This is a genomic window from Pseudomonas sp. KBW05 (assembly GCF_003852405.1).
GTDB lineage: Bacteria > Pseudomonadota > Gammaproteobacteria > Pseudomonadales > Pseudomonadaceae > Aquipseudomonas.
In genome coordinates this window covers 47,628-69,400 of record NZ_QAJM01000022.1, presented here as the reverse complement: position 1 = coordinate 69,400, position 21,773 = coordinate 47,628, and the positions used below count along the sequence as shown (strand labels likewise).

The following is a 21,773-nucleotide window of genomic DNA, read 5'->3' as shown; positions in this document are numbered from 1 at the left end:
CGGCAAGGATTATTCTTCCTTGCCTTTGTTGCGCACGGCGCGATGCAGCTCGCGATTGGAGTCGCGTTCGCGCTCGGTATCGCGTTTGTCGTATTCCTTCTTGCCCTTGCCCAGTGCGATTTCGCACTTGACCAGGTGCTTGCTCCAGTACCAGGACAGGCAGACGCAGGCATAGCCTTTCTGCTGTACGGCAGCGGCGAGTTTTTCCAACTCGCGCGCATTGAGCAATAGCTTGCGTGTGCGCACCGGGTCGGCAATCACGTGGGTGCTCGCGGTGGTCAGCGGGGTGATATGACTGCCCAGCAGCCACGCCTCGCCATCCTTGAGCAGCACGTAGCTGTCAACCAGTTGCAGTTTGCTGGCACGCAGACTCTTTACTTCCCAGCCGGCCAGGACCAAGCCAGCCTCGAACCGATGTTCGATGAAGTAATCGTGTCGCGCCTTTTTGTTTTGCGCGATGGTCCCTGTGGGGTGTTTCTTTTGTTTAGCCATAGGGGCGGCATTATAGGGAGTTGCGAGCGTGGCGGCTACGGTCAACCTGCGTGCTTGAGCGTGTTGGATGAATCCCGGACAATACGGGCAGTTCTTTGGTTTTTTTCTCTCGCGGATCGGCCTGTTGTTTCGCGATGTTTTGCCTCAGCAGTGGAAATAACGCTCACATGACGACGCACATTCAACGTTCGGCCCTGCTGCCCTATCCGGCGCAGGCGCTCTATGACCTGGTCAACGACGTGGCGCGTTACCCGGAATTCTTGCCGTGGTGCTCGGCCGCCGAAGTGCTGGAAAGCAGTGATGAGCACATGGTGGCCAGTGTCGGCGTGGCGAAGGGCGGAATTGGCCAGCACTTTGTTACGCGCAATGTCCTGGTGCCTGGGAAATCCATCGAGATGAATCTGCAGGAAGGGCCGTTTACCCAGCTTCACGGTGTGTGGGTGTTCAAGGCGTTGACTGACAAGGCGTGCAAGATCAGCCTGGATCTCTCTTTTGATTACGCCGGCCCGCTTGTGCGCGCGACGTTGGGGCCTTTGTTCAACCAGGCGGCCAATACCCTGGTGGACGCGTTCTGCCAGCGCGCCAAGCAATTGCATGGTTGAGATTGAAGTGGTGTATGCCGCCGAGGATCGCCAGGTGTTGCGAGTGGTGGCGGTACCGTCGGGCACCAGCCTGCGGGCGGCAGTGCAGGCATCGGGGATAGCGGCGCAGTTTCCCGGGGTGGCGCTGGCGGAGTGTCCGTTGGGGATATTTGGCAAGGTGGTTGCCGACCCTGAGGTTCGGGCTGTGCAAGCGGGAGATCGGATTGAGATCTACCGGCCCTTGCAGGCTGATCCAAAGGAGGTGCGCCGGTTGCGTGCCGCCAAAGCTGCCTTGGCCAGGCAACAGAATTCCTAGGCTTGCCAAATGGCAGGCAACAAAAAGCCCGGCATGCCGGGCTTTTTGTTGAGCGCCGCAAACTTACTGCGGGCTGGTGTCCAGCGGTTGCGGCGTTGGGACTGGAACAGTCTCCACGCCGTCGACGTCTTTCTGGATCTTGTCGAGCAGGGAACCTGGCTTGGCAGGAACTTCGGACTTCGGCTTCTCGGCTTCCTGCGCTGGCGCAGTCACGTTGGTGTCGTTGTCCTTGCCGAGCAAGGCTTCATCACGGCTTACGCCAGGCATGAAGTCACCGGACAGGCTCACAAGCTGGTCATTGCCATTAAAAATGACACTGACGCGTTCCTGCTGGCGTTCACCGCCACCAGGCTGGATGCTGTAGAGATAATCCCAGCGATCAGCATGGAAAGTGTCGGTCAGCAGGGGGTTACCCATGATAAACCGTACTTGCCGTCGGGTCATTCCCGGGCGTAACTGGTCTATCATGTCCTGCGTGACGACATTGCCCTGCTGGATGTCGATTTTGTAAACCCCGGGGAATGAACAACCGGCGAGTGCGAGCAGTCCCACAAAGGTGAAACTGGTTAGCAAGAGCTTGGTGTTTTGCATCGGTGGGCGACTTCCACTATCTTGGCTGGGACAACGTAAACGCCGATCATACCCGTATTAAGAGAAGCTGCGAAGCAGCATCCGCGAGAAAGCTAACCATGGTTGAAAATAGCGAACTACGCAAAGCCGGTCTTAAAGTGACTCTGCCACGAGTCAAGATTCTACAAATGCTCGATTCTGCTGAGCAGCGCCACATGAGTGCCGAAGATGTCTACAAGGCGCTGATGGACTCGAACGAAGACGTTGGCCTGGCCACGGTTTACCGTGTACTGACCCAGTTTGAAGCCGCAGGGCTGGTGGTTCGTCACAATTTCGACGGTGGCCATGCGGTGTTTGAACTGGCTGACGGTGGTCATCACGACCACATGGTTGACCTGGATACCAATGAGGTTATCGAGTTCACCAGCCCGGAAATCGAAGCGCTCCAGCACAAAATTGCTGAGGAGCATGGCTTCGATTTGGTTGACCACAATCTCGTGTTGTACATCCGTAAGAAAAAGTAAAAACAGCGCAGATTTGCCCTGTGAAACGATCGAAGGCGACCCTAGGGTCGCCTTCGTGCTTTCTATAGGAAGGTAAAAAGGGCAGATCAGGCCTTTGACGCCACCACCATTTTCTTTGCGTGCGCCAAAGACTCTTTGGTCAAATCGATGCCACCGAGCATCCGTGCTACCTCTTCCACGCGTTCCGACTTGTTCAGCTTGGACACGGCCGTGTGTGTCGCATCGCTGCCGCGCACTTTATGTACAAATAGGTGTTGATGCCCTTGGGCCGCTACTTGTGGCAGGTGAGTGACCGTCAGGACTTGGCCGCGATCCCCCAGGCGACGTAGCAGTTGGCCGACAATTTCCGCGGTCGGCCCGCCAATGCCCACGTCCACTTCATCGAATACCAGCGTTGGCACGCGAGAGGTTTGCGCGGTAATGACCTGGATCGCCAGGCTGATCCGCGACAACTCGCCGCCGGACGCCACTTTTGCCAGTGCCTTTAGCGGTTGCCCAGGGTTGGCGCTGACCAGCAGTTCGACGTGTTCGAGGCCGTGGGGTTGCAGTTCGTTGTTGGCGTTGGCGCGCAGTTCAATGGTGAAGCGCCCGCCAGGCATGCCCAGTCGCTGGATTTCCTGTTCCACGGCGCTGGCAAGGCCGCTTGCAGCCTGTTGGCGCAGGTCGCTCAGTTCTCGTGCCTTCTCCTGATAGTGTCGGGCAAAAGCAGCAAGCTCATCGGCAAGGCGCTCAATGGATTCGTCATTGGCATTCAGGGTTTCGATCTCATCCAGCAGTTTCTGCTGCATCGTTGCCACTTCGGTCGGCTGGATTCGATGCTTGCGCGCCAGGGTATAGATAGTGTCCAGGCGCTCTTCGATTTCCTGCAGGCGTGCCGGGTCGGCATCGAAGTGGTCCAGAAAGCGATTCAGCTCGCCAACGGCTTCCTCGACCTGGATCTGCGCGCTGGTCAGCAGGGTGGTCGCTTCATTCAAGGAGCCTGCGGCATTGTTCACGCTGGACAGGCGATTGAGGCTGGCGGTCAGCGCATTGAGCACATTGCCTGAATCGCTCTCGCTGCATTGTTCGACCACCTGGCGGCAAATGCCCAGCAAGGTTTCGGCGTTGGTCAGGTTCTTGTGTTCCTGCTCAAGTTGCTCCAGTTCGGTTTCGCCCAGGCCCAGGCTTTCGAGTTCTTCCAGTTGATAGCTGAGCAATTGGTGGCGAGCGCGCTGCTCGTCACCGGAATTGGACAGGCGTTCCAGTTCCTGGCGTGTCTGGCGCCAGCGCTGGGCCGCCAACTGCACTTGGCGTGCAAGGTCGGTGGCGCCGGCGTACTCGTCGAGCAGGCGGCGGTGAGTGTCGGTTTTCAGCAGGGACTGGTGTTCGTGCTGGCTGTGGATGTCGATCAGCAACTCGCCCAGGGCTTTCAGGTCGCCAAGGGGGCAGGGCGTGCCGTTGATATAGCCGCGTGAGCGGCCTTCGGCAGTGATGACTCGGCGCAGGATGCACGGGCCGTCGTTATTCAGGTCGCGTTCGGCGAGCCAGGCTTCTGCTTCTGGAATGTCCGCCAGGTCGAAGGTCGCCAGGATGTCGGCCTTGTCGGCGCCTGGGCGCACAACGCCGCTGTCGGCGCGGTCGCCGAGGGTAAGGCCCAGGGCGTCGAGCATGATCGACTTGCCGGCGCCGGTTTCGCCTGTGATTACGCTCATCCCGCGATCCAGTTCGAGATCCAGGTGTTCGACGATGGCGTAGTTATGTACAGACAGGTGCACGAGCATGACGGCCGCTCCCAGGCGTTAGGTCTGGTTATTTATACAGTGTTTTGTTCTGGGCTGACAATCCTGGCGCTTAGCTCGATTTGCTTGAATGGATTATTTTTTAGCGCAATCAGGAATGACTGCGCAGGAATTGATCCCGGACACACGAAAGGCTTTTGGTAACGGTCGCGCCCTTGAACCTGGAAATTGTGGCCCCATATACCGGAACAGAAGCGCGAGTTGAGTTCGCGCATGATTTTGAAAGGAGAGAACTATGGCTGACGAACAGACGCAGGATACGCAAACTCCAGACGCTAATGCGGCTGCCGGCGATGACATGGCAACTCGTGTGCAAGTGCTCGAAGAGCAATTGGCCGCTGCGAATGATCAGGCTTTGCGTGTTGCCGCCGATCTGCAGAACGTCCGCCGCCGTGCCGAGCAGGATGTAGAAAAGGCCCACAAGTTCGCACTGGAAAAATTCGCCGGTGACTTGCTGCCGATCATCGACAGCCTGGAGCGTGGCCTTGAGTTGTCCAACGCGGACGACGAAAACATCCGTCCGATGCGCGAAGGGATCGAACTGACCCTGAAAATGTTCCAGGACACCCTGAAACGTTATCAGTTGGAAGCGGTTGATCCACAAGGCGGCGAGCCGTTCAACGCTGAGCATCACCAGGCCATGGCCATGCAGGAAAGCCATGATCTTGAGCCGAACAGCGTGCTGAAGACGTTCCAGAAGGGTTACCTGCTCAACGGTCGCTTGCTGCGCCCGGCAATGGTGGTGGTGAGCAAGGCTCCTGCACCCGTTGCACCTTCTATTGATGAGCAGGCTTGAAATTCGCCGCAAGGCCCCCATCTATAAGTCAAGCGTTTAAGTGCTACCGCAGTTAGCCACAACTGCTGCGGCAACCAAATTCAAGTTTCGGGAGAGTAAATCATGGGCAAAATTATCGGTATCGACCTGGGGACCACCAACTCGTGTGTCTCCGTTCTGGAAAACGGTAAAGCTAAAGTTATCGAAAACGCCGAAGGCGCGCGTACTACGCCGTCGATCATTGCTTACGCCAATGACGGTGAGATTCTTGTGGGTCAGTCGGCCAAGCGCCAGGCTGTCACCAACCCGCACAACACCCTGTACGCAGTAAAGCGTCTGATCGGTCGTAAGTTCGACGAAGAAGTCGTACAGAAAGACATCAAGATGGTTCCGTACAAAATCGCCAAGGCTGACAACGGTGACGCCTGGGTTGAAGTAAATGGCACTAGGATGTCTGCACCGCAGATCTCGGCTGAAGTCTTGAAAAAGATGAAGAAGACAGCCGAAGACTACCTCGGTGAGCCGGTGACTGAAGCGGTGATCACCGTTCCGGCCTACTTCAACGACAGCCAGCGCCAGGCGACCAAAGACGCCGGCCGCATCGCGGGCCTGGACGTAAAACGTATCATCAACGAACCGACCGCAGCCGCTCTGGCTTACGGTATGGACAAGGCCAAAGGCGATCACACCGTGATCGTTTATGACCTGGGTGGTGGTACTTTCGACGTCTCCGTGATCGAGATCGCTGAAGTTGACGGCGAGCACCAGTTTGAAGTGTTGGCCACCAACGGTGACACCTTCCTGGGTGGTGAGGATTTTGACATTCGTCTGATCGACTATCTCGTTGACGAATTCAAGAAAGAAAGCGGCATGAATCTCAAAGGTGATCCGCTGGCGATGCAGCGCCTGAAAGAAGCTGCTGAAAAAGCCAAGATCGAACTGTCGTCCAGCAATGCGACCGACGTGAACCTGCCGTACATCACTGCAGACGCCACCGGTCCTAAGCACTTGAACGTGAAGATTTCTCGCGCCAAGTTGGAATCGCTGGTTGAAGACCTGGTTCAGCGCACCATCGAGCCTTGCCGCATCGCTCTGAAAGACGCCGGTATCGACGTTGGCGCGATCAACGACGTGATCCTGGTGGGCGGTCAGACCCGTATGCCACTGGTTCAGCAGAAGGTCACCGAGTTCTTCGGCAAGGAAGCACGTAAAGACGTGAACCCGGACGAAGCGGTTGCCATGGGTGCTGCTATCCAGGGCGCGGTATTGGCCGGCGACGTGAAAGACGTGCTGCTGCTGGACGTCAGCCCGCTGACCCTGGGTATCGAAACCATGGGCGGCGTGATGACCGCGCTGATCGAGAAAAACACCACGATTCCTACCAAGAAATCGCAAGTGTTCTCGACTGCCGATGACAACCAGGGCGCTGTGACCATTCACGTGCTGCAAGGTGAGCGCAAACAGGCTGCTCAGAACAAGTCCCTGGGCAAGTTCGACCTGGCCGAGATTCCACCAGCACCACGTGGCGTGCCACAAATCGAAGTGACCTTCGACATCGACGCCAACGGCATCCTGCACGTCGGCGCGAAAGACAAGGCCACTGGCAAAGAGCAGAAGATCACGATCAAGGCCAACTCCGGTCTGTCTGATGAAGAAATTCAACAGATGATTCGTGACGCTGAAGCCAACGCTGATGCGGATGCCAAGTTTGCTGAATTGGCTGGCGCCCGTAACCAAGGCGATGCCCTGGTTCACTCGACGCGCAAAATGGTTGCTGATGCAGGCGACAAAGTGACTGCCGAAGAGAAGACCGCAATCGAAGCTGCCGTGGTTGCTCTGGAAGCCGCTATCAAAGGCGACGACAAGGCTGCCATCGATGCCAAGGTTGAGGAACTGTCGAAAGTCTCCGCGCCGGTTGCTCAGAAAATGTACGCCGAACAAGGTCAGCCAGCGGACGGTGCCGCGCAACAGGCAGAGCCTGAAGCCAAGCACGACGACGTTGTCGATGCCGAGTTCGAAGAAGTAAAAGACCAGAAGTAAGTTGGTCGCCCGGTTGACCGCTATCAAGCGGTGACTGGTAGGATGTCGCCGCGCGGGAGCTTGCTCCCGCGTTGGCGTGTCTGGGGTATACGAATTTTTACAGCATGCGACAGCGTTCGGGTGCTGGCGGTGTGATCGGGAATGCTCCTGCTTTCCGAGCAGTAATTACCGCATTTTTGGCCGAGTCCCCGGCTAAAAGTAGTAATGACCAGGATCGTTGAATTGACGTGAGTTGGGTCCGGGCCTGTATTGGGGCTCAACGAGTTTGGCAGGGCTCAGGAGGGTCTGGCCGAACGTCCTTAAGAGTGCAAAGACTTATGGCAAAGCGTGACTATTACATTGTGTTGGGTGTGGAGCGCAGCTCCAGCGAGGCGGACCTGAAGAAGGCTTACCGTCGCCTGGCGATGAAGCATCACCCGGACCGTAACCCGGATAGCAAAGAATCCGAAGAGCTGTTCAAAGAGGCCAACGAGGCCTACGAATGCCTGTCTGATCCCAACAAGCGTGCGGCCTACGACCAGTATGGCCATGCCGGTGTCGATCCGAGCATGGGTGGCGGTGGCGCCGGTTTTGGCGGTCAGAACTTCTCCGATATCTTCGGCGATGTCTTCAGTGACTTCTTCGGCGGTGGCCGTGGTGGCCAGCGTGGTGGCGCCCAGCGTGGCAGCGACTTGCGCTACACCCTGGAGCTGAACCTGGAAGAAGCTGTGCGCGGCACCAGCGTCAACATCCGCGTGCCGACGCTGGTCAACTGCACGCCGTGCGATGGTTCGGGCGCAAAGAAAGGTTCCTCGCCGATCACCTGCCCGACGTGTGGCGGTATTGGTCAGGTCCGTATGCAGCAGGGCTTTTTCTCGGTGCAGCAGACCTGCCCGCGTTGCCATGGCCAGGGCAAGATCATTTCCGATCCGTGCGATTCCTGCCACGGCGAAGGCCGCGTCGAAGAGTACAAGACCCTTTCGGTCAAGGTGCCGGCGGGCGTCGATACCGGTGATCGCATCCGCCTGTCGGGCGAAGGCGAGGCGGGTACCCAGGGCGGTCCTACGGGCGACCTGTACGTGGTGATTAATGTGCGTGAGCACTCGATCTTCCAGCGTGACGGCAAGCACCTGTTCTGCGAAGTGCCGATCAGCTTTGTCGATGCGGCCTTGGGCGGCGAGTTGGAGATTCCGACCCTTGACGGTCGAGTGAAGCTCAAGATTCCTGAAGGTACCCAGACCGGCAAGCAGTTCCGTATCCGTGGCAAGGGCGTTGCGCCGGTGCGCGGTGGCGGTGCTGGCGACCTGATGTGCCGTGTGGCGATCGAGACGCCGGTCAACCTGAACCGTCGTCAGCGCGAACTGCTTGAAGAATTCCGCAGCTCCCTGGCGGGTGATGACTCTCACTCGCCAAAGACCACGGGCTTTTTCGATGGTGTGAAGCGTTTCTTCGGCGACCTGTAAGGAATGAATATGCGACGTATAGCCGTAATGGGCGCTGCCGGGCGCATGGGCAAGACGCTTATCGAGGCGGTGCAGCAGCGCTCGCCGGTCTCCGGGCTGACGGCGGCGATCATTCGCCCCGGCAGCACGTTGATTGGTGCGGATGCCGGTGAGTTGGCCTCGTTGGGGCGTATCGGTGTTCCGATGTCGGGCGACCTGGAGCAGGTAGTCGATGAGTTCGACGTGCTGATCGACTTCACGCTGCCGGACGTAATGCTGAAGAACCTGGCGTTCTGCCGCAAGGCGGGCAAGGCCATGGTTATAGGTACTACGGGCTTGAGCGCTGAGCAGAAGCAGTTGCTGGTGGAGGCGGGCAAGGAGATTCCTGTCGTGTTCGCTGCCAACTTCAGTGTCGGCGTGAATCTGTCGCTCAAGCTGCTGGATCTGGCTGCTCGTGTGCTGGGTGATGAAGCGGATATCGAGATTATCGAAACCCATCACCGTCACAAGATCGACGCGCCGTCGGGCACTGCGCTGCGCATGGGTGAGGCGATTGCCGATGCGCTGGGCCGTGATCTGTCGAAGGTGGCGGTGTACGGCCGTGAAGGCCATACCGGTGAGCGTGCGCGTGACACCATTGGTTTTGCGACCGTGCGCGGTGGTGATGTGGTCGGTGATCACACCGTGCTGTTCGCCACTGAAGGCGAGCGCCTGGAAATCACGCACAAGGCGTCCAGTCGCATGACCTTTGCCAAGGGCGCGGTACGTGCCGCGCTGTGGTTGGAAGGTCGTACGCCTGGTCTGTACGACATGCGCGATGTGCTGGATCTGCACTAATCAGTAGCTAAAACGGGGCCTCAGGATTATCCTAAGACCCCGTTTTTACCCGCTAAGCGACGTCCTGTCGCATTCCCCTGCCTTTTCGGCTCATTAGCGGTGGACCAAAAAAGCCTTTTTCTGTAAGCTACAGCTTTAGTGTGTCCACTAAAAGCGCGCAGAATAATTCAGTGAAGAAGCGGGGTGACGTGTCCATACGTCACTCCGCTTTTTTACAACCTGCGATCGCCCTTTCAGGCTTTATTTACGGGAGGTCTTCTTGACTAAGCCAGCCATACTCGCCCTTGCTGATGGCAGCATTTTTCGCGGCGAAGCCATTGGAGCCGACGGTCAGACCGTTGGAGAGGTGGTGTTTAACACCGCCATGACCGGCTATCAGGAAATCCTTACCGATCCTTCCTACGCCCAACAGATCGTTACCCTGACCTATCCGCACATCGGCAACACCGGTACTACACCGGAAGACATCGAGTCTGATCGTGTCTGGTCGGCCGGCCTGGTGATTCGTGACCTGCCACTGGTTGCAAGCAACTGGCGTAACACGATGTCGCTGTCCGATTACCTGAAAGCCAACAACGTTGTGGCGATCGCCGGTATCGATACGCGCCGCCTGACACGCATCCTGCGTGAAAAAGGCTCGCAGAACGGCTGCATCATGGTTGGTGACAACATTTCCGAAGCCGCGGCGATTGCTGCAGCGCAGGGCTTCCCTGGCCTGAAAGGCATGGACCTGGCGAAAGTCGTCAGCACCAAGGAATCGTACGAGTGGCGCTCCACTGTCTGGGACTTGAAGACCGACAGCCACGCGACCATCGAAGCTGCCGAGTTGCCATACCACGTTGTGGCCTACGACTACGGCGTCAAGTACAACATCCTGCGCATGCTGGTCGAGCGCGGTTGCCGCGTGACCGTGGTGCCGGCGCAAACCCCTGCCAGCGACGTGCTCGCCCTGCAACCGGACGGCGTGTTCCTGTCCAACGGCCCAGGTGACCCGGAGCCGTGCGACTACGCCATCCAGGCGATCAAAGAAGTGCTGGAGACCGAGATCCCGGTATTCGGTATCTGCCTCGGTCACCAACTGCTGGCCCTGGCCTCCGGCGCCAAGACCCTGAAAATGGGTCACGGCCATCACGGTGCCAACCACCCTGTGCAGGACCTGGACACTGGCGTTGTGATGATCACCAGCCAGAACCACGGTTTTGCGGTGGATGAAGCGACCTTGCCGGGCAACGTCCGCGCAATTCACAAGTCGCTGTTCGACGGATCCCTGCAAGGCATCGAGCGCACTGACAAGAGCGCGTTCAGCTTCCAGGGCCACCCTGAAGCCAGCCCGGGCCCGAACGACGTAGCGCCGCTGTTCGACCGTTTCATCAATGAGATGGCCAAGCGACGCTGACTGAGCGGCCTGCGGGCGGCCCCGAATTTCGGTGGCCCCCGCAGGCTCTTCAAAGATTGTTCAAGACGGCTTGCCGACTGACCTGCGGATTTGAGTGACAAACCCATGCCAAAACGTACAGACATAAAAAGCATCCTGATTCTCGGCGCTGGCCCGATCGTAATCGGCCAGGCCTGCGAATTCGACTACTCCGGCGCCCAGGCCTGCAAAGCCCTGCGCGAAGAGGGTTACCGCGTCATCCTGGTGAACTCCAACCCGGCCACCATCATGACCGACCCGGACATGGCCGACGCCACTTACATCGAACCGATCAAATGGCAGACCGTTGCCAAGATCATCGAGAAGGAGCGTCCGGACGCGCTGCTGCCAACCATGGGCGGCCAGACCGCTCTGAACTGCGCCCTGGACCTGGAGCGCGAAGGCGTCCTGGAAAAGTTCGGCGTAGAGATGATCGGTGCCAACGCCGACACCATCGACAAGGCTGAAGACCGTTCGCGTTTCGACAAGGCGATGAAGTCCATCGGCCTGGCGTGCCCGCGCTCCGGTATCGCCCACAGCATGGAAGAAGCCAATGCGGTCCTCGAGACCCTGGGCTTCCCGTGCATCATTCGTCCGTCCTTCACCATGGGCGGCACCGGTGGTGGTATCGCGTACAACCGTGAAGAGTTCGAAGAAATCTGCGCCCGTGGCCTGGACCTGTCGCCGACCAAAGAGCTGCTGATCGACGAATCCCTGATCGGCTGGAAAGAATATGAGATGGAGGTTGTCCGCGATAAGAAGGACAACTGCATCATCGTCTGCTCCATCGAAAACTTCGACCCGATGGGCGTGCACACCGGCGACTCGATCACCGTGGCGCCAGCACAGACCCTGACCGACAAGGAATACCAGATCCTGCGTAACGCCTCCCTGGCGGTATTGCGCGAGATCGGCGTGGAGACTGGTGGTTCCAACGTTCAGTTCGGCATTTGCCCGGACACCGGCCGCATGGTCGTGATCGAAATGAACCCACGTGTATCCCGTTCGTCGGCCCTGGCTTCGAAAGCCACCGGCTTCCCGATCGCCAAGGTCGCGGCCAAGCTGGCAGTGGGTTACACCCTGGACGAGCTGTCGAACGACATCACCGGTGGCAAGACCCCGGCGTCCTTCGAACCGTCCATCGACTACGTTGTGACCAAGCTGCCACGTTTCGCCTTCGAGAAGTTCGCCAAGGCTGACGCGCGCCTGACCACCCAGATGAAGTCCGTGGGCGAAGTCATGGCCATCGGCCGGACTTTCCAGGAATCCCTGCAGAAAGCCCTGCGCGGCCTGGAAGTGGGCGTTTGCGGCCTGGACGAGAAACTCGACCTGAGCAATCCGGAAAGCATGAGCGTGCTCAAGCGCGAGCTGACTGTGCCGGGTGCCGAGCGTATCTGGTACGTGGCTGACGCCTTCCGTGCCGGCATGACCGTCGAAGATATCTTCGGCATGAACATGATCGACCCGTGGTTCCTGGTACAGATCGAAGATCTGATCAAGGAAGAAGAGAAGGTCAAGACCCTGGGTCTGGCCAGCATCGACCGCGACATGATGTTCCGCCTCAAGCGCAAAGGTTTCTCTGACCAGCGTCTGGCCAAGCTGCTGGGTGTGACCGAGAAGAACCTGCGCACGCATCGCCACAAACTGGAGATCTTCCCGGTCTACAAGCGCGTTGACACCTGCGCCGCCGAGTTCTCCACCGACACCGCATACCTGTACTCCACCTACGAGGAAGAGTGCGAAGCTGCGCCGTCGGGTCGCGACAAGATCATGATCCTGGGCGGCGGTCCAAACCGTATCGGCCAAGGCATCGAGTTCGACTACTGCTGCGTACACGCCGCTCTGGCCCTGCGCGCAGACGGGTACGAGACCATCATGGTCAACTGCAACCCGGAAACTGTTTCCACCGACTACGACACCTCTGATCGCCTGTACTTCGAGCCAGTGACCCTGGAAGACGTGCTGGAAATCGTGCGCGTCGAGAAGCCGAAAGGCGTGATCGTCCAGTACGGCGGCCAAACCCCGTTGAAACTGGCTCGCGCCCTTGAAGCCGCTGGCGTACCGATCATCGGCACCAGCCCTGACGCCATCGACCGTGCCGAAGACCGTGAGCGCTTCCAGCAAATGGTTGAGCGCCTGAACCTGCGTCAGCCGCCAAACGCCACCGTGCGCAGCGAAGACGAAGCCATCCGTGCAGCCAGCAAGATCGGCTACCCGTTGGTGGTGCGTCCGTCCTACGTGCTGGGCGGTCGTGCGATGGAAATCGTCTACGAAGAAGAAGAGCTCAAGCGTTACCTGCGTGATGCGGTGAAAGTGTCCAACGACAGCCCAGTGCTGCTGGACCACTTCCTCAACTGCGCCATCGAAATGGACGTGGATGCTGTCTGCGACGGTACTGATGTAGTGATCGGCGCGATCATGCAGCACATCGAACAGGCGGGCGTTCACTCCGGTGACTCCGCGTGCTCGCTGCCGCCGTACTCGCTGCCGCTGCACATCCAGGACGAGATGCGCGAACAGGTCAAGAAAATGGCCCTGGAGCTGGGCGTGGTCGGCCTGATGAACGTACAGTTGGCGCTGCAAGGCGAAGACATCTACGTCATCGAAGTCAACCCGCGGGCTTCGCGTACCGTGCCGTTTGTTTCCAAGTGCATCGGTGTGTCCCTGGCCATGATCGCTGCTCGCGTGATGGCCGGTAAGACCCTGAAGGAAATCGGCTTCACCAAGGAAATCATTCCGAACTTCTACAGCGTGAAAGAGGCGGTGTTCCCATTCGCCAAATTCCCTGGTGTGGACCCGATCCTGGGCCCAGAGATGAAGTCCACTGGTGAAGTGATGGGCGTGGGCGATACCTTCGGTGAGGCGTTCGCCAAGGCGCAGATGGGCGCCAGCGAAGTGCTGCCGACCGGCGGTACTGCGTTCATCAGCGTGCGTGACGACGACAAACCTCTGGTTGCAGGCGTGGCCCGTGATCTGATCAACTTGGGCTTCGAAGTCGTGGCCACCGCCGGGACCGCCAAGCTGATCGAAGCTGCCGGCCTGAAAGTGCGTCGCGTGAACAAGGTGACGGAAGGCCGTCCGCACGTGGTCGACATGATCAAGAATGACGAAGTCACCCTGATCATCAACACCACCGAAGGTCGCCAGTCGATCGCGGATTCCTACTCCATTCGCCGTAACGCCTTGCAGCACAAGATCTACTGCACCACCACCATTGCTGCTGGCGAAGCCATCTGCGAAGCGCTCAAGTTCGGTCCTGAAAAAACCGTACGCCGCTTGCAGGATCTACACGCAGGATTGAAGGCATGACCAAATACCCAATGACCGTCCAGGGCTTCAAGGCCCTGGAAGAGGAGCACGCCCACCTGACCAAGGTCGTACGTCCAAAGCTGAGCCAGGACATCGGTACGGCCCGCGAGCTGGGTGACTTGAAGGAAAACGCCGAATACCACGCTGCCCGTGAGCAGCAGGGTATGGTCGAGGCGCGGATCCGTGACATCGAAGGCCGCCTGCAGAACGCGGTGGTCATCGATGTGACGACCATTCCGAAGACTGGCAAGGTGATTTTCGGCACCACCGTGGAAATCGCCAACGTCGAGACTGACGAAAGTGTGGTTTACCACATCGTTGGTGAGGATGAAGCTGACTTCAAACTCGGCAAAATCTCCGTCGGTTCACCGCTTGCTCGCGCCTTGATTGCCAAGGAAGAGGGTGATGTGGTGGCTGTCAAGACGCCGGGTGGCGTGATCGAGTACGAGATTGTTGAAGTTCGTCACGTCTGAAAGGCGGCGCCCGCTTCGTGCGGGCGCTATGCTTTGGCAGCTCTCCCAGATGCTCTGGGTGGGCGGCCTGTGGCTGTTGCACATAGGTGTTTTACCGGCGCTGGGCCTGATTGGCCTGGCACCGTTGCTGATCGATGAGATCGGCGGATTACTGAGTGCGCTGCTGGTGGGTTTTGCGGCGGCGTGCGTGACACTCCAGGCGCTGGTGCTGGTCAAGGCCGAAGGCTGGGGGAGTTTGTGGCGGGATATTCGCGGCCAACTGCTGTTGATGGCGCTGTATGCGTGTGCAATGTTCTGCATCGTGCATGTGTGGCTGCCGGAAGCGTTGCGCTGGCAGTTGTTCAGCTATCTTGTACTGGGGTTCTCTGGCTTGGTGCTGGTTGTACAGCCTGCGCCGGGATGGAGTGGCAGGGCGCGCGAAGCACGCCCGTGACCCTTTGAATCATTTGAAGCGATGAACGTTCGACAGTTGCTTGTTGACGCTGAAATTCTTGCGATACAGCAGCGCCATCTTGCCGATGACCTGAACCAGGTCCGCTTTGCCCACCTTGCACAGTTCTGCAATGGCGGCCAGGCGCGCTTCGCGGTCAAGGATGTTGACCTTGATCTTGATCAGTTCGTGATCGCCCAATGCGCGTTCAAGTTCGGCTAACACACCTTCAGTCAAACCGTTGTCTGCCACAATCAGAACTGGTTTCAGATGGTGGCCAATGGATTTGTACTGTTTCTTCTGCTCTTGAGTGAGCGGCATAATCTGACCCCTGCGTCTGATCTTGTAAAAAGCGGCGGCCAGTTTACCCGAGCGAGTCCGGGACCGCCCAGTTAATCACGACCCGTTTTATTTTCGAGGTGGCCCGTGGCCCGTTCCAAAACTAGCCTTAAGTGGCTGCAAGAGCATTTCAACGACCCTTACGTCAAAAAGGCGCAGAAGGACGGCTACCGTTCCCGCGCCAGTTACAAGCTGCTGGAGATCCAGGATAAGGACAAGTTGATTCGTCCAGGCATGAGCGTTATCGATCTTGGTGCCGCCCCCGGTGGCTGGTCCCAGGTGACCAGTCGTCTGATTGGTGGGCAAGGTCGCCTTATCGCTTCCGACATCCTTGAGATGGACAGCATCCCGGACGTGACCTTTGTTCATGGTGACTTTACCCAGGACACGGTGCTCGCCGAAATCCTTGAGGCTGTGGGAAATTCGCAGGTAGACCTTGTGATTTCCGACATGGCCCCCAATATGAGTGGATTACCGGCCGTCGATATGCCGCGAGCGATGTTCCTTTGCGAGCTGGCGCTGGATTTGGCGGGCCGGGTATTGCGCCCGGGTGGCGATTTCCTGGTGAAAGTCTTCCAGGGTGAAGGTTTCGACGAGTACCACAAGAACATACGCAAGTTGTTCGATAAGGTGCAGACACGTAAGCCAGACTCGTCCCGGGACCGATCCAGGGAACAATACCTGCTGTGCCGCGGCTTCCGTGGCGTCGAAGGTGCGACGAGCGAAGAGCGTTTTTAAGAAAGCCGAGGAAGGCGATAGGTTTTTTTATGTCGCTTTCGTCACGAAGCTTTACGAATATTGTGTAGTCAAAGTTTCACAAAGGGTTACAGACGGCGCCTGCCAGTGTTGTAGGTAATGTAGTAAGTTAGGCCGGTGAATATCATGCGAAGCGCGCGCCAGTAGCGGAGCTTGCTTCAGAGGGTAGTTAATTGAACGATATGGCAAAGAATCTGATCCTGTGGTTGATCATCGCAGCTGTCCTGGTGACGGTGATGAACAACTTCTCCAGCCCTAACGAGCCGCAGACCCTCAACTATTCCGACTTCATCCAGCAGGTCAAGGATGGCAAGGTCGAGCGTGTAGCGATTGATGGCTTTGTGATCAACGGCAAGCGCAGCGATGGCGATAGCTTCAAGACCATTCGCCCGAATATCCCGGACAACGGCCTGATTGGCGACTTGGTGGACAACCACGTGGTTGTCGAAGGCAAGCAGCCAGAGCAGCAGAGCATCTGGACGCAGCTCCTGGTAGCCAGCTTCCCGATCCTGGTGATTATCGCCGTGTTCATGTTCTTCATGCGCCAGATGCAAGGTGGTGCGGGAGGCAAGGGCGGGCCGATGAGCTTTGGCAAGAGCAAGGCGCGCCTGCTTTCCGAAGACCAGGTGAAGACCACCCTGGCTGACGTCGCAGGTTGCGATGAGGCCAAGGAAGAAGTGGGCGAGCTGGTTGAGTTCCTGCGCGATCCGGGCAAGTTCCAGCGCCTGGGTGGCCGTATTCCTCGCGGCGTGCTGATGGTGGGCCCGCCGGGTACCGGTAAAACCTTGCTGGCCAAGGCGATTGCCGGCGAAGCCAAGGTGCCTTTCTTCACTATTTCCGGTTCTGACTTCGTCGAGATGTTCGTCGGCGTGGGTGCCAGCCGTGTTCGTGACATGTTTGAGCAGGCCAAGAAACACGCGCCTTGCATCATCTTCATCGATGAAATCGACGCCGTTGGTCGCCATCGTGGCGCTGGCATGGGTGGCGGTCACGATGAACGTGAGCAGACGCTCAACCAGTTGCTGGTAGAGATGGATGGTTTCGAGATGAATGACGGCATCATCGTCATCGCCGCAACCAACCGTCCTGACGTATTGGACCCTGCATTGCTGCGTCCAGGTCGTTTCGACCGCCAGGTGGTGGTCGGCTTGCCGGACATCCGTGGTCGCGAGCAGATCCTCAAGGTGCACATGCGCAAAGTGCCAATGGGCGACGACGTGGCTCCGGCCGTGATTGCCCGTGGTACTCCAGGCTTCTCCGGTGCCGACTTGGCCAATCTGGTGAACGAGGCTTCGCTGTTTGCGGCCCGTACCGGCAAGCGCATCGTGGAAATGAAAGAATTCGAACTGGCGAAAGACAAAATCATGATGGGCGCCGAGCGCAAATCCATGGTCATGTCCGAGAAAGAGAAGCAGAACACCGCTTATCACGAAGCCGGTCACGCCATTGTGGGGCGCGTTGTGCCTGAGCATGATCCGGTCTACAAGGTGTCGATCATTCCTCGCGGTCGGGCATTGGGTGTCACCATGTTCCTGCCGGAAGAAGATCGATACAGCCTCTCCAAGCGCGCGCTGATCAGTCAGATCTGTTCGCTGTATGGTGGCCGTATCGCTGAAGAAATGACCCTGGGCTTTGACGGTGTGACCACCGGTGCCTCCAACGACATCATGCGCGCCAGCCAGATTGCGCGGAACATGGTGACCAAGTGGGGTCTATCGGAAAAGCTCGGTCCATTGATGTATGCCGAGGAAGAAGGCGAGGTGTTCCTGGGTCGTGGTGGCGGCGGTCAAAGCGCCAGTTTCTCCGGCGAGACAGCCAAGCTGATCGATTCCGAGGTGCGCAGCATCATTGACCAGTGCTACGGCACGGCCAAGCAGATCCTGACCGATAACCGCGACAAGCTGGATGCGATGGCTGACGCACTGATGAAGTACGAAACCATCGATGCTGACCAGATCGACGACATCATGGCTGGTCGCGCCCCGCGTGAACCGCGCGATTGGGAAGGTGGCTCGGGTACTTCGGGTACTCCGCCAGTGGCCCAGAATGAACGCCCGGAAACCCCGATCGGCGGCCCTGCGGCTGACCATTAAGGTTTGAAATGACTTCTGTGTTGTCCTCCACCCGGTTGCCTTGCGGCAATCGGGTTCTTGATTTGGCCCATACGCATGTCATGGGCATTCTCAATGTAACCCCCGACTCCTTTTCCGACGGTGGCCGCTTCAGTCAGCTTGATGCTGCCTTGCGCCATGCCGAGGCGATGGTGGCGGCTGGGGCTACGTTGATTGATGTGGGTGGTGAATCCACCCGTCCCGGTGCTCGTGTGGTTTCTCCGTTGGAGGAGCTGGAGCGGGTTGCGCCGATTGTTGAGTGCATCGCCCGTGAGCTGGATGTGATTATTTCGGTTGATACGTCTACCCCGGCGGTGATGCGTGAAACTGCGCGCCTTGGGGCTGGGCTGATCAACGATGTGCGCTCATTGCAACGTGACGGCGCCCTGGATGCGGCGGCAGCCACCGGTTTGCCGGTGTGCCTGATGCATATGCTGGGGGAGCCTGGGAATATGCAGGACAGCCCGCATTACGACGACCTGGTTGGCGAGGTGAGTGGTTTCCTGGCTGAAAGGATCGCTCAGTGCGCCAGTGCAGGGATCGCCGCCGAGAAGATCATCCTTGATCCCGGGTTTGGTTTTGCCAAGACCCTGCAACATAATCTGAGTCTGTTTAAGCACATGGAGTCCCTCCATGATCTTGGTCGCCCCCTGTTGGTTGGGGTTTCGCGCAAGAGCATGATAGGGCTGGCATTGAATCGTCCAGTGGGTGAGCGGTTGTATGGTGGCCTCGCGCTTGCGGCGCTTGCCGTGACCAAGGGCGCGCGTATCTTGCGTGTGCATGACGTCGCTGAGACGGTCGATGTAGTACGCATGATTGCCGCTGTAGAATCCGCCGAATAAGAATGATGGAGCACTTATGACTAAAAAATACTTTGGCACCGACGGTATCCGTGGTCGGGTCGGCGAGTTTCCGATTACCCCTGATTTCATGCTCAAGCTGGGTTGGGCGGCAGGTATGGCGTTCCGCAGCATGGGCGCGTGCCGCATCCTGGTGGGCAAGGACACCCGGATTTCGGGTTATATGTTTGAGTCGGCGCTGGAGGCGGGGTTGTCTGCCGCCGGTGCTGACGTGATGTTGCTGGGGCCGATGCCGACGCCTGCGATCGCCTACCTGACGCGTACCTTTCACGCTGAAGCCGGTATCGTGATCAGTGCTTCGCACAATCCCCATGATGACAACGGCATCAAGTTCTTCTCCGGTCAGGGCACCAAGTTGCCTGATGAGATCGAACTGATGATCGAAGAATTGCTGGATGCGCCGATGACCGTGGTCGAGTCCAGCAAGTTGGGCAAGGTGTCGCGAATCAATGACGCCTCTGGCCGCTACATCGAGTTCTGCAAGAGCAGCGTGCCGACCAGCACCAATTTTGCCGGGCTGAAAATCGTCGTCGATTGCGCCCATGGTGCGACCTACAAGGTAGCGCCAAGCGTCTTCAAGGAGTTGGGCGCGGATGTCACCGTGTTGTCGGCTCAGCCTGATGGTTTGAATATCAACGAAAACTGCGGCTCCACTCATATGGAACAATTGCAGGCCGCCGTCTTGGCCAAGCATGCTGACCTTGGCATTGCCTTTGATGGCGATGGCGATCGCGTGCTGATGGTTGATCACACGGGCGCCGTGGTTGATGGCGATGATCTGTTGTTCATCATCGCGCGTGACTTGCATGAGCGTAACAAGCTGCAAGGTGGTGTTGTCGGTACGCTGATGAGTAATCTGGGGCTGGAGCTGGCGTTGGCTGATCTCGGCATACCTTTCGTTCGCGCCAACGTGGGTGACCGTTATGTGATCGCCGAGTTGCTGGAGCGTAACTGGCAGGTCGGTGGCGAGAACTCCGGACACGTGGTTTGCTTCCAGCACACCACCACAGGCGACGCGATTATCGCTGCGCTGCAGGTCTTGCTGTCGTTGCGCCGCCGTGAAGAGAGTCTTGCCCAGGCGCGTCAGGCGCTGCGCAAGTGTCCGCAGGTGCTCCTCAACGTGCGCTTCTCGGGCGGCGAAAACCCGATCGAGCACCCGGCTGTCAAAGAGGCGTGCGAGCGCGCAACGCTAGCAATGGCGGGGCGTGGGCGCGTGTTGCTGCGCAAGTCCGGTACAGAGCCGCTGGTGCGTGTCATGGTCGAAGGTGACGATGAAACACAGGTTCGCGAGCATGCCGAAAGCCTGGCAAAACTGGTAAGTGAAGTTTGCGCCTGAATTCGGCTTGCCAGTGATGATGTGGTTGGGTAACATCTGCGCCCACTTTGACCGACGAGGTACAGCATGCGTCGCACTATGGTAGCTGGTAACTGGAAGATGCACGGTACCCGCGCCAGTGTCGCTGAGCTGGTAAATGGCCTTCGTCACTTGGCCTTGCCTAGCGGTGTTGATATCGCTGTATTTCCGCCTTGCTTGCATATCACCCAAGTGGTTGATGGCCTGAAAGGCAAGTCGATTCAGGTCGGCGCGCAGAACTCTGCGGTGGAAGCGATGCAAGGTGCGTTGACCGGTGAGATTTCGCCGAGTCAGCTGGTTGATGCGGGTTGTTCCTATGTGCTTGTTGGGCACTCCGAGCGTCGTCAGATGATGGGCGAGCGTGATGGGACACTCAATCGCAAGTTCGCAGCGGCACAGGCTTGTGGCTTGATTCCAGTGTTGTGCATAGGGGAGACCCTGGAGCAGCGTGAATCGGGCAAGACTCTTGAAGTTGTCTCGCGTCAGCTGGGCAGCATCATCGAGGAGCTGGGTGTTGGTGCGTTTGCAAAGGCAGTAATTGCTTACGAGCCGGTCTGGGCCATTGGTACCGGGCTGACTGCTACACCGCAACAGGCGCAGGATGTGCACGCAGCCATCCGCGCGCAGTTGGCGGCAGAGAATTCTGAAGTCGCACAAGGTGTGCGGCTTCTATACGGCGGCAGCGTGAAGGCGGCCAATGCGGTCGAACTGTTCGGCATGCCGGATATCGATGGGGGGCTCATTGGTGGAGCTTCCCTGAATGCAGATGAGTTCGGTGCGATCTGTCGCGCCGCGGGAAACTGAAAAAATGCTGGAAACAGTCGTAGTCGTTTTTCATCTGTTGGCTGCCCTGGGCGTAGTTGCCCTGGTTTTGTTGCAACAGGGTAAAGGTGCGGATGCTGGTGCGTCTTTCGGTGCAGGTGCTTCAAATACTGTGTTCGGAAGCCAAGGTTCCTCTACCTTTCTTAGTAAGTTTACTGCTATACTTGCCGCAGGTTTTTTCATAACCAGCTTAGGGTTAGGTTACTTTGCTAAAGAGAAAGCTCATGTGCTGACTCAAGTAGGTTTGCCAAACCCAGCAGTGTTGGAAGTACCAAAAGCAAAACCGGCTTCTGATGATGTCCCGGTGCTTCAAGAGCAAAAGTCGGCTACTCCAGCGACTGACGTACCTCCAGCTCAAGAGCAGAAGTAAGAAGGGTTGTAAGCGCTGTATTGCCGAGGTGGTGGAATTGGTAGACACGCAACCTTGAGGTGGTTGTGCCCATAGGGTGTAGGGGTTCGAGTCCCCTTCTCGGTACCAATTATCAGGAGAGCCCGCTGTTGCGGGCTTTCTTGTAGGTGGAAGGTTACATTGACCCTGCAAGGGATCGGTCGTATACTTCCGCCCCAGCTT

Annotated in this window: 21 protein-coding genes and 1 tRNA gene; 18 read left to right on the top strand and 4 right to left on the bottom strand. The window is 58.1% G+C overall.

Annotated features, from left to right (window positions below):
- Window positions 1–9: 9 nt before the first annotated feature.
- A complete protein-coding gene (gene smpB, locus DBR46_RS21240) occupies window positions 10–492 on the bottom strand; it encodes an SsrA-binding protein SmpB (RefSeq protein WP_014719962.1) in 483 nt (160 codons plus the stop codon).
- A gap of 167 nt (window positions 493–659) precedes the next feature.
- Here smpB and DBR46_RS21235 point away from each other — a divergent pair, with 167 nt between their 5' ends.
- Window positions 660–1,094 carry a type II toxin-antitoxin system RatA family toxin gene (locus tag DBR46_RS21235; protein ID WP_017735533.1) on the top strand — a complete coding sequence of 145 codons (435 nt, stop codon included), beginning with the start codon at window positions 660–662 and terminating at the stop codon, window positions 1,092–1,094.
- The gene (locus DBR46_RS21230) at window positions 1,087–1,389 is read left to right on the top strand and encodes an RnfH family protein (protein ID WP_124527770.1); all 303 of its coding nucleotides are present in this window, start codon (window positions 1,087–1,089) and stop codon (window positions 1,387–1,389) included. The genes DBR46_RS21235 and DBR46_RS21230 overlap by 8 nt, the downstream gene beginning before the upstream one ends.
- A gap of 63 nt (window positions 1,390–1,452) precedes the next feature.
- On the opposite strand, the gene DBR46_RS21225 is transcribed toward DBR46_RS21230, so the two are convergent.
- On the bottom strand, window positions 1,453–1,980 hold the full coding sequence (locus DBR46_RS21225; protein ID WP_124527769.1) for an outer membrane protein assembly factor BamE: 528 nt from the start codon (window positions 1,978–1,980) through the stop codon (window positions 1,453–1,455).
- A gap of 98 nt (window positions 1,981–2,078) precedes the next feature.
- On the opposite strand from DBR46_RS21225, the gene fur reads away from it, so the two are divergent.
- Window positions 2,079–2,483, top strand: coding sequence for a ferric iron uptake transcriptional regulator (fur, locus tag DBR46_RS21220; RefSeq protein ID WP_124527768.1), 405 nt, complete (start codon window positions 2,079–2,081; stop codon window positions 2,481–2,483).
- An 86-nt stretch (window positions 2,484–2,569) separates the two neighbouring features.
- On the opposite strand, the gene recN is transcribed toward fur, so the two are convergent.
- Window positions 2,570–4,243, bottom strand: coding sequence for a DNA repair protein RecN (gene recN, locus DBR46_RS21215; RefSeq protein WP_124527767.1), 1,674 nt, complete (start codon window positions 4,241–4,243; stop codon window positions 2,570–2,572).
- A gap of 253 nt (window positions 4,244–4,496) precedes the next feature.
- Between recN and grpE the strand changes: the two genes are divergently transcribed.
- From grpE to DBR46_RS21175, 8 genes are all read left to right on the top strand, one after another.
- Entirely contained in the window at window positions 4,497–5,057 is a 561-nt protein-coding gene (gene grpE / locus DBR46_RS21210; RefSeq protein WP_124527766.1) for a nucleotide exchange factor GrpE, read from the top strand.
- A 102-nt stretch (window positions 5,058–5,159) separates the two neighbouring features.
- Window positions 5,160–7,076 carry a molecular chaperone DnaK gene (dnaK, locus tag DBR46_RS21205; RefSeq protein WP_124527765.1) on the top strand — a complete coding sequence of 639 codons (1,917 nt, stop codon included), beginning with the start codon at window positions 5,160–5,162 and terminating at the stop codon, window positions 7,074–7,076.
- A 317-nt stretch (window positions 7,077–7,393) separates the two neighbouring features.
- Window positions 7,394–8,518 (top strand): molecular chaperone DnaJ, encoded by a 1,125-nt coding sequence (gene dnaJ / locus DBR46_RS21200; RefSeq protein ID WP_124527764.1) that lies wholly within the window; start codon window positions 7,394–7,396, stop codon window positions 8,516–8,518.
- A gap of 9 nt (window positions 8,519–8,527) precedes the next feature.
- On the top strand, window positions 8,528–9,334 hold the full coding sequence (gene dapB, locus DBR46_RS21195; protein ID WP_124527763.1) for a 4-hydroxy-tetrahydrodipicolinate reductase: 807 nt from the start codon (window positions 8,528–8,530) through the stop codon (window positions 9,332–9,334).
- 259 nt (window positions 9,335–9,593) lie between these two features.
- Window positions 9,594–10,730, top strand: coding sequence for a glutamine-hydrolyzing carbamoyl-phosphate synthase small subunit (carA, locus tag DBR46_RS21190; protein ID WP_124527762.1), 1,137 nt, complete (start codon window positions 9,594–9,596; stop codon window positions 10,728–10,730).
- A gap of 105 nt (window positions 10,731–10,835) precedes the next feature.
- A complete protein-coding gene (carB, locus tag DBR46_RS21185; RefSeq protein ID WP_124527761.1) occupies window positions 10,836–14,057 on the top strand; it encodes a carbamoyl-phosphate synthase large subunit in 3,222 nt (1,073 codons plus the stop codon).
- Window positions 14,054–14,530, top strand: coding sequence for a transcription elongation factor GreA (gene greA / locus DBR46_RS21180; RefSeq protein ID WP_124527760.1), 477 nt, complete (start codon window positions 14,054–14,056; stop codon window positions 14,528–14,530). Before carB ends, greA begins: the two co-directional genes overlap by 4 nt.
- Window positions 14,531–14,558: 28 nt before the next feature.
- A complete protein-coding gene (locus DBR46_RS21175; RefSeq protein ID WP_026136638.1) occupies window positions 14,559–14,963 on the top strand; it encodes a hypothetical protein in 405 nt (134 codons plus the stop codon).
- A 9-nt stretch (window positions 14,964–14,972) separates the two neighbouring features.
- Here the strand turns inward: DBR46_RS21175 and DBR46_RS21170 are convergent, their stop codons facing one another.
- Window positions 14,973–15,281, bottom strand: coding sequence for a YhbY family RNA-binding protein (locus DBR46_RS21170; RefSeq protein WP_017139256.1), 309 nt, complete (start codon window positions 15,279–15,281; stop codon window positions 14,973–14,975).
- Between the two features lie 105 nt (window positions 15,282–15,386).
- Between DBR46_RS21170 and rlmE the strand changes: the two genes are divergently transcribed.
- From rlmE to DBR46_RS21135, 7 genes are all read left to right on the top strand, one after another.
- Entirely contained in the window at window positions 15,387–16,037 is a 651-nt protein-coding gene (gene rlmE, locus DBR46_RS21165; RefSeq protein WP_017735545.1) for a 23S rRNA (uridine(2552)-2'-O)-methyltransferase RlmE, read from the top strand.
- Window positions 16,038–16,237: 200 nt separating this feature from the next.
- Window positions 16,238–18,148, top strand: coding sequence for an ATP-dependent zinc metalloprotease FtsH (gene ftsH, locus DBR46_RS21160; RefSeq protein WP_124527759.1), 1,911 nt, complete (start codon window positions 16,238–16,240; stop codon window positions 18,146–18,148).
- Between the two features lie 8 nt (window positions 18,149–18,156).
- The gene (folP, locus tag DBR46_RS21155; RefSeq protein WP_124527758.1) at window positions 18,157–19,008 is read left to right on the top strand and encodes a dihydropteroate synthase; all 852 of its coding nucleotides are present in this window, start codon (window positions 18,157–18,159) and stop codon (window positions 19,006–19,008) included.
- Between the two features lie 16 nt (window positions 19,009–19,024).
- The gene (glmM, locus tag DBR46_RS21150; protein WP_124527757.1) at window positions 19,025–20,362 is read left to right on the top strand and encodes a phosphoglucosamine mutase; all 1,338 of its coding nucleotides are present in this window, start codon (window positions 19,025–19,027) and stop codon (window positions 20,360–20,362) included.
- Between the two features lie 66 nt (window positions 20,363–20,428).
- Entirely contained in the window at window positions 20,429–21,184 is a 756-nt protein-coding gene (gene tpiA / locus DBR46_RS21145; RefSeq protein WP_124527756.1) for a triose-phosphate isomerase, read from the top strand.
- A 4-nt stretch (window positions 21,185–21,188) separates the two neighbouring features.
- Window positions 21,189–21,572, top strand: coding sequence for a preprotein translocase subunit SecG (secG, locus tag DBR46_RS21140; RefSeq protein WP_010206600.1), 384 nt, complete (start codon window positions 21,189–21,191; stop codon window positions 21,570–21,572).
- 22 nt (window positions 21,573–21,594) lie between these two features.
- Window positions 21,595–21,680: transfer RNA gene (locus tag DBR46_RS21135), tRNA-Leu, on the top strand.
- Window positions 21,681–21,773 lie beyond the last annotated feature (93 nt).

Coding starts and splice junctions, on each gene's coding strand:
- dapB (WP_124527763.1), top strand. CDS start 8,528: ATGCGACGTATAGCCGTAATGGGCGCTGCCGGGCGCATGGGCAAGACG.
- tpiA (WP_124527756.1), top strand. CDS start 20,429: ATGCGTCGCACTATGGTAGCTGGTAACTGGAAGATGCACGGTACCCGC.
- DBR46_RS21175 (WP_026136638.1), top strand. CDS start 14,559: ATGCTTTGGCAGCTCTCCCAGATGCTCTGGGTGGGCGGCCTGTGGCTG.
- DBR46_RS21225 (WP_124527769.1), bottom strand. CDS start 1,980: ATGCAAAACACCAAGCTCTTGCTAACCAGTTTCACCTTTGTGGGACTG.
- folP (WP_124527758.1), top strand. CDS start 18,157: ATGACTTCTGTGTTGTCCTCCACCCGGTTGCCTTGCGGCAATCGGGTT.
- smpB (WP_014719962.1), bottom strand. CDS start 492: ATGGCTAAACAAAAGAAACACCCCACAGGGACCATCGCGCAAAACAAA.
- DBR46_RS21235 (WP_017735533.1), top strand. CDS start 660: ATGACGACGCACATTCAACGTTCGGCCCTGCTGCCCTATCCGGCGCAG.
- dnaJ (WP_124527764.1), top strand. CDS start 7,394: ATGGCAAAGCGTGACTATTACATTGTGTTGGGTGTGGAGCGCAGCTCC.
- greA (WP_124527760.1), top strand. CDS start 14,054: ATGACCAAATACCCAATGACCGTCCAGGGCTTCAAGGCCCTGGAAGAG.
- recN (WP_124527767.1), bottom strand. CDS start 4,243: ATGCTCGTGCACCTGTCTGTACATAACTACGCCATCGTCGAACACCTG.
- secG (WP_010206600.1), top strand. CDS start 21,189: ATGCTGGAAACAGTCGTAGTCGTTTTTCATCTGTTGGCTGCCCTGGGC.
- DBR46_RS21230 (WP_124527770.1), top strand. CDS start 1,087: ATGGTTGAGATTGAAGTGGTGTATGCCGCCGAGGATCGCCAGGTGTTG.
- dnaK (WP_124527765.1), top strand. CDS start 5,160: ATGGGCAAAATTATCGGTATCGACCTGGGGACCACCAACTCGTGTGTC.
- ftsH (WP_124527759.1), top strand. CDS start 16,238: ATGGCAAAGAATCTGATCCTGTGGTTGATCATCGCAGCTGTCCTGGTG.
- glmM (WP_124527757.1), top strand. CDS start 19,025: ATGACTAAAAAATACTTTGGCACCGACGGTATCCGTGGTCGGGTCGGC.
- DBR46_RS21170 (WP_017139256.1), bottom strand. CDS start 15,281: ATGCCGCTCACTCAAGAGCAGAAGAAACAGTACAAATCCATTGGCCAC.
- grpE (WP_124527766.1), top strand. CDS start 4,497: ATGGCTGACGAACAGACGCAGGATACGCAAACTCCAGACGCTAATGCG.
- fur (WP_124527768.1), top strand. CDS start 2,079: ATGGTTGAAAATAGCGAACTACGCAAAGCCGGTCTTAAAGTGACTCTG.
- carB (WP_124527761.1), top strand. CDS start 10,836: ATGCCAAAACGTACAGACATAAAAAGCATCCTGATTCTCGGCGCTGGC.